Source organism: Pseudomonas oryzihabitans (assembly GCF_007665395.1).
In the GTDB taxonomy this organism is placed as follows: Bacteria; Pseudomonadota; Gammaproteobacteria; order Pseudomonadales; family Pseudomonadaceae; genus Chryseomonas; species Chryseomonas psychrotolerans_C.
Genome location: NZ_VDND01000007.1, coordinates 1 through 14,104, shown reverse-complemented (window position 1 = coordinate 14,104; position 14,104 = coordinate 1). Strand labels below are relative to the sequence as shown.

The window sequence follows — 14,104 nt, the reverse complement described above, 5'->3', positions numbered from 1 at the left end:
GAGCCGAGCCGCCCCGACCCCGGCCGGGGCGGCGACGCCTGGTGATCCCCATGCAATTCGATTGGCCCTATTTCTTCTCGCTGTTCTCCCTGCCGGCCTTCTGGAAGGCCTGTATCACCGTGGTCGAGCTCAGCGGTCTGGCCTGGCTGATCGGCCTGGCGCTGGGCTTCCTGGTGGCCTCGGCGCGGCTGCACGGGCCGGCCTGGCTGCGCTGGCCGCTGGGCGGCTACATCTGGTTCTTTCGCAGCGTGCCCCTGCTGGTGCTGGTGGTGTTCGTCTACAACCTGCCGCAATTGCTGCCGATGAGCGGCCCGCTACTGTCGAATCCCTTCGTTTCCGGGCTGTTCGCCCTGGTGCTGACCGAAACCGCCTACATGGCCGAGATCCATCGCGGGGGCCTGCTGGCGGTGGCGAAGGGGCAACGTGAGGCGGGCCGCGCCCTGGCCCTGGGCACCCTGAGCATCCAGCGACTGATCGTCATTCCCCAGGCGCTGCGCATCGCCCTGCCCACCCTGATCAACGAATACATCACCGTGGTCAAGCTCACCTCGCTGATCTCGGTGATCTCCCTGACCGAGATCCTCAAGGTCGGCCAGCAACTCTATGCCGCCAACTTCCTGGTGCTGGAGACCCTGGCCGCGGTGGCCGTCTACTACGTGCTCATCGTCACCCTGTTCGGCTGGCTGCTGCAGGCGCTGGAGCGCCGCCTGGACCTCAATCGGCGCCGCCCGGGCACCCTCGATGCCCAGGCCGAAGCCGAGCTGCGCGCCAGCCTGCCCGGTGCCGCCGGCCCGCGCTTCCCCACCCCGCGCCCGGGCGATCCACCCGCCCTGGAACTGCGCGGCGTGCGCAAGCGCTATGGCGCCCAGGAGGTGCTCAAGGGCATCGACCTGCAGGTCGGCCGCGGCGAGGTGCTGGCGCTGATCGGCCCCTCGGGCTCGGGCAAGACCTCGCTGATCCGCACCCTCAATGGCCTGGAGAGCCTGGACGCCGGCGAGATCCTGCTGTTCGGCGAGGGCTTCATCCGCGCCGGCGAGCGCACGCCGCGCCGGCGGCTGCGCGAGGGCCTGCAGCACCTGGGCATGGTGTTCCAGAGCTTCAACCTCTTCCCGCACCTGAGCCTGCTGGGCAACGTCAGCCTGGCCCCGCGGCAGCATCGCCAGGCCGAGGCCGGCGAGCTGCGTCGACGCGCCCTGGCGCTGCTGGACAAGGTCGGCCTGCTGGCCCACGCCCACAAGTATCCGCACCAACTCTCCGGCGGCCAGCAGCAGCGGGTCGCCATCGCCCGCGCCCTGGCCATGGCGCCGGACATCATGCTGTTCGACGAACCCACCTCGGCGCTCGATCCCGAGTTGGTGGGCGAGGTGCTCAAGGTGATCCGCACTCTGGCCGACGAAGGCATGACGCTGCTGATCGTCACCCACGAGATGGACTTCGCCCTGTCCATCGCCGACCGGGTGATCTTCATGGAGAACGGCGTGATCCACACCGACGCCGCACCCCAGGCGATCCGCCAGGGGCTCTGCGATCCGCGCATCCGCCAGTTCATGGGCCTGACCACCGCGGCCGCCACGCCCGCTGCCGAGGAGATCACGACATGAACAGCGTCGACCTGCGCCCCGGCGAGTGGCCGGCGCGCTGCGAGCTGGCGGCGCTGTACCGCCTCCTCGCCCACTACCGCATGACCGACCTGATCGACACCCATATCACCCTGCGCCTGCCGGGGACGAGCGAGCTGTTCCTGATCAACCGCTACGGGGTGCCCTTCGAGCGCATGACCGCCAGCGATCTGGTCCTGATCGACCTGGACGGCCGTCCCCAACCCGGTCCCTTCGGCGAGCAGCGGGTCAACGCCGCCGGCTTCGTCATCCACTCGGCGATCCATGCCGCGCGTCCCGACCTGCACTGCGTGATCCACACCCACACCGCCGCCGGCATGGCGGTGGCCGCCCAGCGCGACGGCCTGCTGCCGCTCACCCAGCACGCCCTGAAGTTCCACGGCCACCTGGCCTACCACACCTACGAAGGCATCGCCCTGTCGCTGGACGAACGCGCCCGGCTGGTCGCCGACCTCGGCCCCCATAAGGCCATGATCCTGCGCAACCATGGCCTGCTGGTAGGCGGCGCCACCCCGGCGGAAGCCTTCCACGAGATCTACTTCCTGGAGCGCGCCTGCCAGGCGCAGGTCCAGGCGCTGGCCGGCGGCGTGGCGCTGCACTACCCCAGCGACGCCGTCTGCCAGCACACCGCCGTGCAATTCCAGGCCGACGGCGCCGACGGCCTGATCGACCTGGCCTGGCAGGCGGCCCTGTCGCTGATCGAGGACCAGCGCCAGGACTGGTGTCGCTAGCCCACCGACACTCGCCGCTGCCCCAGCAGGCCCACCGCGGCCAGGGTCACCCCCAGGCTGACCAGCAGGCACAGCCCGAGCAGGCCGCGCTCGCCCCAGTGCTCCCGGGCCAGGGCATAGCACCAGGGCGCGGCCGCCGAGAGCAGGAAGCTCGGCGCCAGCAGCCTGCCGGTCAGCCGGGCATAGAGCGCCCGGTCGAACAGCTCCAGCGGCAGACTGGCGCGCAGCACCGCCACCAGGCCGTTGAGGGCGCCATAGAGCAGGACGAAGCCGGCGGTGAGCACCAGATGGCCTTCGCTTACCAGCGCCAGGGCGAAACTCAGCGGCAACCCCAGGCCCAGCAACAGATTGAGCTGGCGCGCCGCCAGCCGCTGATGCGAGGCCAGCTCCGCCAGCCGCGCGCAGACCTGGCCGACGCCCCAGAGCGCCGCCACCGCCACCGGCACGCCGCGCTCGGCCAGCAAGGCCGGCAGATGGGCCGACAGCCCGGCGGAGAGAAAACCGATCAGCGCCATGCCGGTGGCGAACAGCACGCCCGCCCACCGTGGCGAGGTGCCGGCCGCCGGGGGAGGCAGGTCGGCAGTGGGCAAGCGCCCCCGCACGTTGGGCAGCGGCAGCAGGAGCAGCAGACCGGCCAGGGCGATAGCCGCATAGACCACCAGGCCCAGCCGCCAACCCAGCAGGCCCAGCAACCAGTGCCCTAGCGGCCAGAACACCGCCGACGCCAGGCCACCGAGCAGGGTGATGCGCACCATCACCGCTCGTGAGCGCTCCCCGGCCATTCGCGCCAGGGCGGCGAAGGCGGCGTCGTACAGCGACAACCGCATCCCCACGCCCAGGATCACCCAGGCCAGATAGAACGGTGGCGCCGAGTGCGCCGCCGCCAGCCCCAGGCACCCCAAGGCATCCAGCACCAGGCCGAGTTGCAGGGTCCGGCAGCCCCCCAGGCGCTCGATCAGCGCGCCACTGAAGGGCGACACCAGGCCCATGGTCACCATGGCCAGGGAGAATCCGCCGTAGACCCAGCGCGCCTCCCAGCCGAGCCCCGCGGCCATCGCCGGCCCATAGACGCCCGGCAGATAGAAGGCCAGGCCCCAGGCCAGCAGCTGCATCAGCCCCAGTTGCCAGATGGCGCGGTCGCTCGGCATCGGCGTCATCAGCGGCTGCCGGGTGTGCGGTCACCCTCGCCGAGGCCGCGTTGCATCAGCACGGTATCCACCCAGCGCCCGTGCTTGAACCCCACCGCCTCGAAGGTGCCCACGGTGCGAAAGCCCAGGCGCCGGTGCAGGGCGATGGAGGCCGCGTTGGCGCTGTCGCCGATCACCGCGACCAGTTGGCGAAAGCCCGCCGCCGTGCACGCCGCGACCACCTCTTCCAGCAGGCGCCGGCCGATGCCCTGGCCACCCAGGCCTGCGCGTACGTACACCGAATCCTCCGCGGTATGCCGATAGGCCGGTCGCGGTCGGTAGAGCACGGCATAGGCATAGCCCACCACCTCGCCCTCCAGCTCCGCCACCCGGTAGGGCAGCCCGGCCTGGCGCACGGCAGCGAGGCGGCGCTCGAGTTCGGCCACGTCCGGCGGCTCCAGCTCGAAACTGGCGCAGCCGTGCAGGACATGCTGCGCATAGATGGCCTGGATGGCCGGTAGATCGGCGGGGGTGGCGTCGCGCAGCTGCAGGGCGGTGTTCACGGGTTCTATCCAGCCTGGGGTTCGGTGGCGAGATCATGCCGGCCCGGCCAGGCAAAGATAAAGCTATGCTCGGTTATCCCTGGTATAAGCGAAACCTTGGCATGGCCGATCTCAACCTCACCCAGCTGCAGACCTTCGTCCAGGTAGTGGCCACCGGCAGCTTTTCCGCCGCGGCCGACCGCCTGGGCTTGAGCCAGCCGGCGGTCAGCCTGCAGATCCGCCAGCTGGAGCGGCGCCTGGGGCTCAGGCTGCTGGAGCGTCTCGGCCGCCGCCTCAAGCCCACCGCCGCCGGCAGCCTGCTGCTCGACCACGCCGCGCGCATCCAGGCCGAGGTGGACCTGGCGCTGCAGGCGCTGGCCAGCCACGGCGAGACCGTCACCGGCCAGGTCGCCATCGGCACCGGCGCCACCACCTGCATCCATCTGCTGCCGCCGTTACTCGGCCAGTTGCGCCAGCGCTTTCCGCAGCTGGACGTGCGGGTCAGCACCGGCAACACCCTGGACGTGCTGCGCGCGGTGGAAGACAACCGCCTCGACCTCGGCCTGGTCACCCTGCCGGCCAGCGGGCGCAACCTGCAGGTGGAGCCGCTGCTGGAGGATGCCTTCGTCGCCCTGCTGCCGCCCGCCAGTCCCCTGCCACCGCGACCGCTCACCCCGGCGGACCTGGCCGAGACGCCGCTGCTGGCCTTCGAGACCGGCAGCAGCACCCGGCTGCTGATCGACGACTGGTTCCGCCGCGCCGGCCAGGCCAGCCGCCCGGTGATGGAGCTGGGCAGCATCGAGGCGCTCAAGGAACTGGTGGCCGCCGGCCTCGGCTACAGCCTGGTGCCCGGCATCGCCGTGGCCACGGCGCATCATCGCCATGGCCTGCGCGTCCAGCCGCTGGCGCCCGCGCTGACCCGTACCCTGGCCCTGATGCTGCGCCGCGACAAACCCCTGAGTCGCGCCCTGCAGCAGGTGCTGGAAGCACTGCGCCAGCTGCGCAGTTGATCGGCGCTCGACCCTGGCTTATCATTCAATGATTCAACGATCATTGTATTATCGAATCATGCACGAAGAATCTGCCGTATCCGCCCTCGCCGCCCTCGCCCATGCCCAGCGCCTGCGGGTCTTTCGTGCCCTGGTGGTCGCCGGGACGGACGGCCTCACCCCCAGCCAGTTGGCCGACCAGCTCGAGGTGGCGCGCAGCAACCTCTCCTTCCACCTCAAGGAGCTGGCCAATGCCGGCCTCGTCACGGTGGAGCAACAGGGACGCAACCTCATCTATCGCGCCGCCTATGGCCAGATGAACGCCCTGCTCGGCTACCTCACCGAGCACTGCTGCGCCGGCACCGACTGCGCGGTCACCACCCCCCCTCGCTGCCCATGCTGATCCCCGACAACCGCCCCGCCACCGACCGCCAGCGCCTGAACTCGCCATGACTACCACGCCCGCCTGCCCATCACCCGCTGCCCCCATGAACACCTTCGAACGCTACCTGAGTCTCTGGGTCGCGCTCTGCATCCTTGCCGGGATCGGCCTCGGTCAGCTGGCGCCCGAGGTCTTCCGCGGCATCGGGCGGCTCGAGGTGGCCCAGGTCAACCTGCCGGTCGGCCTGCTGATCTGGGTCATGATCGTGCCCATGCTGCTCAAGGTGGATTTCGGCGCCCTCGGCCAGGTACGCCAGCATTGGCGCGGGATCGGCGTCACCCTGTTCGTCAACTGGGCGGTCAAGCCTTTCTCCATGGCCCTGCTGGCCTGGCTGTTCATTCGCCAGCTGTTCGCCCCCTGGCTGCCGACGGACCAGCTCGACAGCTACATCGCCGGCCTCATCCTGCTGGCGGCGGCGCCCTGCACGGCCATGGTCTTCGTCTGGAGCCGCCTCACCCAGGGCGATCCGCTGTTCACCCTGTCCCAGGTCGCGCTGAACGACACCCTGATGGTGTTCGCCTTCGCGCCCATCGTCGGCCTGCTGCTGGGGCTGTCGTCCATCGCGGTGCCCTGGGCTACCCTGCTGCTCTCGGTGATCCTCTATCTGGTGCTGCCGGTGATCCTCGCCCAGCTCTGGCGCCGCGCCCTGCTGCGCCGCGGCCAGGCCGCCTTCGAGCTCACCCTGGCGCGCCTCGGGCCACTGTCGATGGCGGCGCTGCTGGCCATCCTGGTACTGCTGTTCGCCTTCCAGGGCGAGGCCATCCTGGCGCAACCGCTGGTGATCGCCCTGCTGGCCGTGCCCATCCTGATCCAGGTGCTGTGCAACTCGGCGCTGGCCTACTGGCTGAATCGCCTAGTAGGCGAGAGCCACCGCGTGGCCTGCCCTTCGGCGCTGATTGGCGCCAGCAATTTCTTCGAGCTGGCGGTGGCCGCCGCCATCAGCCTGTTCGGCTTCCACTCCGGCGCCGCCCTGGCGACCGTGGTGGGCGTCCTCATCGAAGTCCCGCTGATGCTGCTGGTCGTGCGCCTGGTGAACGGCTCGCGCGCCTGGTACGAACGCGGTTCCCCTGCCCTCCGTCGAGACCGTCCATGAGCAGCGCCATCACGATCTATCACAACCCCGCCTGCGGCACCTCGCGCAACACCCTGGGCCTGATCCGCAACAGCGGCGTCGAGCCGCAGGTCCTCCACTACCTGGAGACCCCGCCCGACCGGGCGCACCTGGAACGGCTGATCGCCGCCCTGGGCCTCCCGGTGCGCGACCTGCTGCGCAAGAAGGGCACGCCCTATGCCGAGCTGGGGCTGGACGATCCGCAGCTGAGCGATGCCGAGCTGATCGCCGCCATGCTGCGCCATCCGATCCTGATCAACCGACCCATCGTGGTGACGCCCCTGGGCACCCGCCTGTGCCGGCCTTCGGAACGGGTGCTGGAGATCCTGCCCGATCCCCAGCGCGGGCCCTTCGTCAAGGAAGACGGCGAGGTGGTGGTTCCTTCCGCGCCGGCACGCGGCTGATCAAGTCGTCATCCTATTGAACTTTTAGCATCCTACCGTTTGGCGGTACGCCACTAGTGGCCCGATGAAATTGCGGCATGGTTCGCTGTAGACCTGAGGAAAGCTTGGCACTGTCAGCGCGGCGCTAGCTGCCCAAGACGCCTCGCTCTCCGCGAGCCCGTCCAGCGAGCGCTCGGCCTGCATGCATTAAGGATGACCGCCATGACCTACAAGAAACAGCCACTGGACTCCGATCAACCCCTCTTCACCCAGACCCTGGCCAAGGCGCCCCTGGCGGCCACGCCCGCCAAGTCCGCCGGCACGGTCGATGGCGTCTCCTACTACGCCTTCCAGAGTCAACCGCGCCTCACGCTCGACATCAACAGCGCGCCCGAGCACGTCGCCTTCGCCAAGACCTTCGATGCCAAGGGCCCCCACTACGCGGCCGCCGCGACCCTGAACGAGCTGACCCTGACCGGCCACTACGAAGGCCAGATCACCCGCCTCGACGGCCACACCCAGGGCGCCACCGTCAGCGACCACAGCCTCGACTCGTCCATCACCAAGCTCACCGTCAGCCTCAGCGATACCCCGGACAACCAGTTCCACGAAGGTGACCTCATCACCCTGAACAACTTCGATGGCCTGCAGACCTTCGACGGCTCCAAGTCCACCGCCGGCCTGTCGATCGACTTCATCAACGACTACACCCATGACGTCAGCTACGCCAGCCAGAGCGCCTTCCTCAAGAGCGTGACCACCGGCAGCGGCAGTGACCTGATCCAGATCAGCACCATCGCCGCCCCGGAACTGGACAGCGTCGCCGCCCTCGCCCACTCGCGGGTCAAGGCCATCACCGTCGATACCGGCGCCGGTGGCGACCAGATCGGCGCCCATATCCAGCAGGCCGACGTCGTCATCAACGCCGGTGCCGGCAACGACTACGTCGACCTGCTGTTCACCAAGGGCGTCGCTTCCCACAACGCCAACCTGAGCGGCAGCTACGGCCATGGTGCCACCGTCACCCTGGGCGAGGGTCGCGACTCCCTGACCGTCGACCCCAGCCTGGTCAACTTCGACGGCAGCAGCGCCGCCGCCGCCAATCGCTCCCTGGCGGCCAACCATGTGACCGTGACCGACTACAGCGCCAAGGACGACCAGATCGTCTTCGGCTTCTCGCTGTTCGTCGACTCGGCGGTCAACACCGTGGCGGATGCCGCCCTCAAGGGCTCGACCAGTCTCTATGACGCCCTGCAGAAGGTCGTCCAGACCACCACCGGCGAGGTCCATGCCGCGGTCTTCCACTATGGCCAGGACACCTACGTCTTCCACGACGGCGGCGACCGCGGCCAGATCGATACCTCGGACTCCCTCATCCAGCTGGTGGGCGTGCACGACCTGCAGGACGTCGCCGGCACCGTGGCCGCCGGCGAGCGCGGCATCGGCAACTGGGGCTGACCACGCCACGCTGGGACCCTGTCCGCTGCCACCAGCGGCAGGGCGCCAGCCTTCCCGCGCACCGTTAGTCGCGACGGGGCCAGCCCTACCGCTGGCGCCTGTCCCAGGCACTTGTCCGCGTTCATGGGGGTCTGTCTAGCGAGACCCCTCCACTCGAATACGAGGAACGCGCGATGAAGATCCTGATGGTCCTGACCTCCCACGACCAGCTCGGCGACACCGGCAAGAAAACCGGCTTCTGGCTGGAAGAATTCGCCGCCCCCTACTACGTCTTCAAGGACGCCGGCGCCGAGATCACCCTGGCCTCCCCGGCGGGCGGCCAACCGCCGCTGGACCCGAAGAGCGACGCTCCCGACGCCCAGACGGAGTCCACCGAACGCTTCAAGAACGACCCCGAGGCGCAACAGGCCCTGGCCAACACCGTCACGCTCGCCGAGGTGCAGGCCGACGACTACGACGGCCTCTTCTACCCCGGCGGCCACGGCCCGCTCTGGGACCTCGCCGAATCCCGCGACTCCATCGCCCTGCTGGAAGCCTTCGCCCAGTCCGGCAAACCCTTCGGCCTGGTCTGCCACGCCCCCGGCGTGCTGCGCCACGTCAAGGCCACCGACGGCACGCCCCTGGTCAAGGGCCGCACCGTCACCGGTTTCACCAACAGCGAAGAAGCCGCCGTGCAACTCACCGACGTGGTGCCCTTCCTGGTGGAAGACGAACTCAAGAAACTCGGCGCCCGCTACGAAAAAGGCCCCGATTGGGGCAGCTACGTGGTCGAGGACGGCAACCTGGTCACCGGCCAGAATCCGGCCAGCTCGGAAGATGCGGCGGATGCGTTGTTGGCTAAGCTGGGCTGAGGGGTTTGGATCTGAAAAAGCCCGCCGTATGGCGGGCTTTTTACGTCGACGTGAAGCCGGAGCGCAGACTGCATTCTGGAGTAGGACACCACACTGGCTTGATCACGAGGCCTTGAATACCTTAGATAGCCCACCCGCCTACAGGGTGCTTTTCCGCTCTGCACTGATACGTTGCGCCAGCGACCTTCATGGATATTCACAGCAAGCTCGATCTGAAAATCACCGCAACCTCGGCATCCAGGACCTACCGCAGACCCAGGCAGAGATCAGCCGCCTTCGTGAGCTGGGCTGTGGCATCTCCCTCGACGACTTCGGCACCGGCTACCCCAGCCTATGCCAGATCCATGCGCTGCCCCTGACCAAACTCAAGGTGGACCGCACCTTCGTCACCAACCTTCACCTCGACCCGGCCAGCTTCAAGATCATCAAATCCCTGATCGCCCTATGCCAGGACATGCAGCTGGAATGCATCGTGGAAGGGGTGGAGGCCGCTACGGAACTAGGTGCGTTGAAGAGTCTTGGCTGTAAGCAGGCACAGGGCTATCTGTTCGCCAAACCGATGCGAGCGAGTGATATTAGGGGTTGGTTGGAGGGGGAGCATTTGGCTGAGGCGCTGGCGGTTTGACTCGTAGGGGGTATCAGGTGCGACGCGAGCTCATATCCAAGCAGCAACCTCGGTTCAGCTACGACCGCTCCTAACTGCAATCCCGCAACACCTTGTCACTCTTGGATTTACGTAGGCACTCATGCCACTTCGTTTTGATCATCCCGTGGCCACTGGCGGCAAGAAGCGCATGTCGACAAGCTACCGCTACCGACCCATTGCAGCCATTCAGAACCGGCTGAGTCGCTTGTAAGACGTAACAGCACAAACGCATCAAAGTCCAAGTGATACCATGCGGCATACCTGCATGCTACACAGCACTATACGTGCATTAGACCGAGAGGAATTGTGATGATCAATGGCTACTCAGAGGAAGAGTTTGGCACTATCGTGCATGAGCACGTACGTCCGGCAGAGCCAATTAGCTCTATTGAGCTGCTCAAAGGACGACATAAGGAGCTTGAGGATATCCGCCGAGCTTTGTTCGCCAAAGGCCGTCACATGTTCATCTACGGCGATCGCGGCATCGGTAAATCATCGCTTGCACAGACCGCGGCTCTGCAATATCAGTCCTCTGATTCAGATATTATTCAAATCGGGTGTACGCGTACGAGTACGTTCTACGAGATTATGCAGAGTATCGCCGCAAGCTTGGTTGATAATTTTGATAGTAAGGAAGTCCAAACTAAAGCTGGCGTCAACCTTAAGTTTCTCAGTTTTGAATTTCTCGCCAAATCTTCGACTAAGCCTGACGTGCCATCAGTGTGTAATATGGAGCAAGCTCTGGATGTCATCTCCGACATCAGAGAAATACACTCGGAAAAGCCAATTATTGTCGTGGACGAATTCGATGCGATCCAAGAAGCTGAGGAAAGGTACAAATTTGCTGAATTCTTAAAAAAAATGGGAGACTCAGGCATCTACGTTCCTATTATTTTTAGCGGAATTTCAGCCTCACTAGACGATGTCCTCGGCGGGCACCAGTCCAGTATTCGCCAGCTATTTCCAATACAGCTCTCGCCCATTTCATGGGATTCTCGCTGGGATATCTTGGTGGAGGCACTCGAAGCCTTAAATATCGAGTACGAGGATGAGATAAAATATCGTGTCGCCGGCATCAGCGACGGGTTCCCTTACTACGTCCACCTAATAACAGAGCAACTATTATGGGCAGTTTACGATGACTCTGAAACATTGCAAATCGCTAACTTTTCTCACTACAACGAAGCGCTGAAAAAAGCGGTAGAAACGGTTCAGGAACATATCCGCAAGCCATACGATTTAGCGACAACTCGTCATAGCCAAGACTTTCACCATGCCTTATGGGCGTGTGCTGACACGTCTATTTTGCATCGTAAGACCGATAGCATTTATGCATCCTATGAACGGATTATACGTGACCTGAACCGTGCCAATCCACAGGAAACTCTGACTCCGATCGATCGCAAAAAATTTAGCCAGCGCCTCAATACGCTGACCAAGCCGAGCCATGGCTCGGTACTGAAAAAGATGAGCGATAATCGCACTGGCTGGTATCAGTTCAGTGAAAATATGCTTCGGGGGTATGTGAGGCTGCTTGCGGAAACAAATGGTGTTCAGCTTTGGATGGATGAAGCCAAGGTGCCTAAGCAGCTGATTAACCCACGACCAAGCCCCATGGGCAGCAATCGTCGCTTTCAATCGAGCATTCCTATAGGTATTGGCCTTAAAGATGATAAAAAGTCCTAAATTTTTCGTAAACATTTTAATTCCAATGAACGATGCTTCGCGTTTCGTGCTTCGTGCATTGTAAGAGTTAGTAATGCGGGTCGATGAAAGCAGATTCACTCCTCGGTATTTTGATGTCAAAATGCGCAAGTTAGCCGCGCTCAGGAGATCAGGACGGCTATATACGGAAAGCAGGTACTCAAGAACGGTCTGGAAAATGTTTTTTCGTGGCTTGACTTATTTTGACGAAATCGACCGCCGCCCATTCGGCCTTTGGAAACCCTTTCCAGGATCTGAATTCATGGCTTGGTATCTGTGGTAGACGTTATAGCCCCTACCGGCTCTGAAGGGAGCTGAGGTGGCAGGGGGCTTACTGGTCGACCAGGAAAGCATTCTTGGCTGGGGTGCACCGCACCCGGTAGTCGATCTTGAGCAACTGACTGATTTGCTATAATTTCTCGATAAAAGTTAACTCTGATATCAGCGAGCAAGAGCATGGTTAGCATCTACACAGCGAAACGCCCCACCATTGCGGCAGAGGTTGCCAGAGCAATTAAGGTTGAGAGTGGTCATTGCTGCGCAATTAATCAGTGTACTGAGCACACTTACCTGGAAATTCACCATATCGATCACAATCGTGAGAATAACGATCCAAGCAATCTAATCGTTCTCTGCGACAAACATCATAAAATGGCGCACGCTGAAGTCATTGATCGAAAAGCGTTGAAGCTTTACAAAAAACAGCTTGCAGCTTCAATATTAAACCCTGTACCGAAGCATGTAGTAGATAATGCTTCGGGTCTCAAGATTGTTGATTTTTATGAAGTTGAAAGCTGTATCGGCGAAAACGAGGAATACCTCACTTCTTTAGAGTTGAAGCTGGTCAATCGCGGTACGCAAGTCACTTTTATAAAAGAAATTAGGTTAACCACGCTCAAGCACTGGGAAACGTTGACTAATCATCGCCATAGTCTTGTACCTATCTCAGCAACGTACGATCTGAAGATATGCAAAGAGGAAGGGTCAGTTTCGCGCATGAAGGTTCACCACGAAATGAAGCCTCAGGAGACGGAGCGAGTGACATTTCGCTTGGAGAGTGACTATGACTCAGATCCTAATGGGCTATCTCTTTTCTTGATCAAGCTTGAGATTCTCCACGACGAGACCAATAGCGTAGTGATCGCGCCACTGATCATAGTGAACATCCATCCTCGCTTTGCAAGCGCAGGGTCTTTCTTTCCAGGCTACCAGCTCGGAACTATTACTCAAAACAAGGCTGTCGCTTCAGAAGTGCTGTGTCTCGCGGAGAATGGCACCCTTGTCAGCCAAGACGTGATCAATGCTCTTGAATCTTGGAAAAATGCCCCTGAGGAAAGCGAGTATTTTGCTGGCGCACGTTGAGGTCTCGCTGACGGCAAAAATTTGGCCAAACGCGGACAGTCTCACTGGGATTGGGCGGGCGCGCTGAAAGCGCGTTCGGCGAGCGTGCTTGAATGCCTTGCTATTTACTCCTTCGCCGAGTAAGCGGGAATACAAATGGCTTTTCTTGAGACAAATTTATTTCGTTTAGCTTGTATTTAAGTCTAATGTCGCTACAACTAAATTGTCGAACTAGGCCTTCCACTTTATTGTCACTTAGCTTGTGATTCCAAGGATGAATTATAGAGCCGCCCCTAACTTTATCGAAGCCATACTTTTGCCCCAGAGCTACAGTGATAGTATTTTCAATCTCTGTCACCCATAAATGATCGCCAATTGATCTAAAGACCGCATGTAAGTGAGTTGCTTTTCTCTTTCCCGTGAGGCCGCTCTCTATACATTTTTTGGCGCCATCTTTCTTTAATGTAGAGTAAGGGCTCTTTTTACCATGGCTTCGCAGCCTTGATCTCAACCCTTTAGCTGTACCCACGTACCATGAGTTCAGCTCAAGTTTCAAAATGTAGATATACCAATTTCTAATTTCTTCACTCCTTTTCCGGAATCAAATCGTCCATAACGATTGAGCTAAGCCCTCTGAGACACTACTTGATTCGCACTGAACGTGTCTATTGCAAGTGGGGTACGCCGCACGGCAGGATTAGGTCTGCTGAAGTCGAAGCGCCTTATGCAGGTATCTAGCGGAGCGAGGGGTAGCCCAAAACCTCAACTCTTGGCCGATTGCTTCTCTCTGGCAACGTCTGCTTTGGGTCGATTCCTGCCGGTCAAGACCTACCCGGGCGCTGGCTACATCCGAGGCGAATGGCTGGTCACGTCAGATGCAAACGGCTAGTCAGCATCCATGCAAATTGTTCCGGTAGAGGGCACTTTTCCATCAAGCGACTAGCTGTAATGAACGGCTACCACGCAACCTACCCATTAGCTCTCCCAGATTGCCTGAGCGTCCATTCATCAATCACATCGGCCCAATCCTGTCCCATGACGTGATGCTGATCCTGCCACGACCTTGTTGTAAGCGGCGCGCACGTCCCTCTCCGCTGGCTAGCTGTGTAAACCCAGTACGTTGTTCAGTGGCAACGGAGCCCGACTGATGGGCGGTTTGT

The 14,104-nt window shown here is 62.3% G+C and carries 14 protein-coding genes; 11 read left to right on the top strand and 3 right to left on the bottom strand.

The window, feature by feature from the left end:
• Positions 1-50 precede the first annotated feature (50 nt).
• Together FSV73_RS15310 and FSV73_RS15305 are read left to right on the top strand one after the other, a co-directional pair.
• The gene (locus tag FSV73_RS15310; protein WP_145008708.1) at positions 51-1,601 is read left to right on the top strand and encodes an amino acid ABC transporter permease/ATP-binding protein; all 1,551 of its coding nucleotides are present in this window, start codon (positions 51-53) and stop codon (positions 1,599-1,601) included.
• Positions 1,598-2,350 (top strand): class II aldolase/adducin family protein, encoded by a 753-nt coding sequence (locus tag FSV73_RS15305; protein WP_145008707.1) that lies wholly within the window; start codon positions 1,598-1,600, stop codon positions 2,348-2,350. The genes FSV73_RS15310 and FSV73_RS15305 overlap by 4 nt, the downstream gene beginning before the upstream one ends.
• Here FSV73_RS15305 and FSV73_RS15300 read toward each other — a convergent pair.
• Both FSV73_RS15300 and FSV73_RS15295 read right to left on the bottom strand, forming a co-directional pair.
• Positions 2,347-3,507 (bottom strand): MFS transporter, encoded by a 1,161-nt coding sequence (locus tag FSV73_RS15300; protein ID WP_145008706.1) that lies wholly within the window; start codon positions 3,505-3,507, stop codon positions 2,347-2,349. The two genes, FSV73_RS15305 and FSV73_RS15300, sit on opposite strands and share 4 nt — an antisense overlap.
• Positions 3,507-4,040, bottom strand: coding sequence for a GNAT family N-acetyltransferase (locus FSV73_RS15295; protein WP_145008705.1), 534 nt, complete (start codon positions 4,038-4,040; stop codon positions 3,507-3,509). The genes FSV73_RS15300 and FSV73_RS15295 overlap by 1 nt, the downstream gene beginning before the upstream one ends.
• 101 nt (positions 4,041-4,141) lie before the next feature.
• On the opposite strand from FSV73_RS15295, the gene FSV73_RS15290 reads away from it, so the two are divergent.
• From FSV73_RS15290 to FSV73_RS15250, 9 genes are all read left to right on the top strand, one after another.
• Positions 4,142-5,029, top strand: a complete 888-nt coding sequence (locus FSV73_RS15290; protein WP_260856091.1) for a LysR family transcriptional regulator — start codon at positions 4,142-4,144, stop codon at positions 5,027-5,029.
• A gap of 58 nt (positions 5,030-5,087) precedes the next feature.
• The gene (locus FSV73_RS15285; RefSeq protein ID WP_186309247.1) at positions 5,088-5,411 is read left to right on the top strand and encodes an ArsR/SmtB family transcription factor; all 324 of its coding nucleotides are present in this window, start codon (positions 5,088-5,090) and stop codon (positions 5,409-5,411) included.
• 85 nt (positions 5,412-5,496) lie between these two features.
• The gene (gene arsB, locus FSV73_RS15280) at positions 5,497-6,543 is read left to right on the top strand and encodes an ACR3 family arsenite efflux transporter (RefSeq protein ID WP_145008939.1); all 1,047 of its coding nucleotides are present in this window, start codon (positions 5,497-5,499) and stop codon (positions 6,541-6,543) included.
• Positions 6,540-6,965 (top strand): arsenate reductase (glutaredoxin), encoded by a 426-nt coding sequence (gene arsC / locus FSV73_RS15275; RefSeq protein WP_145008702.1) that lies wholly within the window; start codon positions 6,540-6,542, stop codon positions 6,963-6,965. The genes arsB and arsC overlap by 4 nt, the downstream gene beginning before the upstream one ends.
• A gap of 201 nt (positions 6,966-7,166) precedes the next feature.
• On the top strand, positions 7,167-8,402 hold the full coding sequence (locus tag FSV73_RS15270; RefSeq protein WP_145008701.1) for a hypothetical protein: 1,236 nt from the start codon (positions 7,167-7,169) through the stop codon (positions 8,400-8,402).
• A 173-nt stretch (positions 8,403-8,575) separates the two neighbouring features.
• The gene (locus FSV73_RS15265) at positions 8,576-9,253 is read left to right on the top strand and encodes a type 1 glutamine amidotransferase domain-containing protein (protein WP_145008700.1); all 678 of its coding nucleotides are present in this window, start codon (positions 8,576-8,578) and stop codon (positions 9,251-9,253) included.
• Positions 9,254-9,365: 112 nt separating this feature from the next.
• Positions 9,366-9,878, top strand: coding sequence for an EAL domain-containing protein (locus FSV73_RS15260; protein ID WP_260856090.1), 513 nt, complete (start codon positions 9,366-9,368; stop codon positions 9,876-9,878).
• A gap of 330 nt (positions 9,879-10,208) precedes the next feature.
• The gene (locus tag FSV73_RS15255) at positions 10,209-11,585 is read left to right on the top strand and encodes an AAA family ATPase (RefSeq protein WP_145008699.1); all 1,377 of its coding nucleotides are present in this window, start codon (positions 10,209-10,211) and stop codon (positions 11,583-11,585) included.
• A gap of 474 nt (positions 11,586-12,059) precedes the next feature.
• The gene (locus tag FSV73_RS15250; RefSeq protein WP_145008698.1) at positions 12,060-12,965 is read left to right on the top strand and encodes an HNH endonuclease signature motif containing protein; all 906 of its coding nucleotides are present in this window, start codon (positions 12,060-12,062) and stop codon (positions 12,963-12,965) included.
• A 100-nt stretch (positions 12,966-13,065) separates the two neighbouring features.
• Here the strand turns inward: FSV73_RS15250 and FSV73_RS25985 are convergent, their stop codons facing one another.
• Positions 13,066-13,509 carry a hypothetical protein gene (locus FSV73_RS25985; protein ID WP_367575535.1) on the bottom strand — a complete coding sequence of 148 codons (444 nt, stop codon included), beginning with the start codon at positions 13,507-13,509 and terminating at the stop codon, positions 13,066-13,068.
• Between the last annotated feature and the right edge of the window lie 595 nt (positions 13,510-14,104).

Bases quoted from the DNA above. Each gene is read 5' to 3' on its own strand.
- FSV73_RS15310 (WP_145008708.1), top strand. From the start codon at position 51: ATGCAATTCGATTGGCCCTATTTCTTCTCGCTGTTCTCCCTGCCGGCC.
- FSV73_RS15305 (WP_145008707.1), top strand. From the start codon at position 1,598: ATGAACAGCGTCGACCTGCGCCCCGGCGAGTGGCCGGCGCGCTGCGAG.
- FSV73_RS15300 (WP_145008706.1), bottom strand. From the start codon at position 3,507: ATGACGCCGATGCCGAGCGACCGCGCCATCTGGCAACTGGGGCTGATG.
- FSV73_RS15290 (WP_260856091.1), top strand. From the start codon at position 4,142: ATGGCCGATCTCAACCTCACCCAGCTGCAGACCTTCGTCCAGGTAGTG.
- FSV73_RS15285 (WP_186309247.1), top strand. From the start codon at position 5,088: ATGCACGAAGAATCTGCCGTATCCGCCCTCGCCGCCCTCGCCCATGCC.
- arsB (WP_145008939.1), top strand. From the start codon at position 5,497: ATGAACACCTTCGAACGCTACCTGAGTCTCTGGGTCGCGCTCTGCATC.
- arsC (WP_145008702.1), top strand. From the start codon at position 6,540: ATGAGCAGCGCCATCACGATCTATCACAACCCCGCCTGCGGCACCTCG.
- FSV73_RS15270 (WP_145008701.1), top strand. From the start codon at position 7,167: ATGACCTACAAGAAACAGCCACTGGACTCCGATCAACCCCTCTTCACC.
- FSV73_RS15265 (WP_145008700.1), top strand. From the start codon at position 8,576: ATGAAGATCCTGATGGTCCTGACCTCCCACGACCAGCTCGGCGACACC.
- FSV73_RS15255 (WP_145008699.1), top strand. From the start codon at position 10,209: ATGATCAATGGCTACTCAGAGGAAGAGTTTGGCACTATCGTGCATGAG.
- FSV73_RS15250 (WP_145008698.1), top strand. From the start codon at position 12,060: ATGGTTAGCATCTACACAGCGAAACGCCCCACCATTGCGGCAGAGGTT.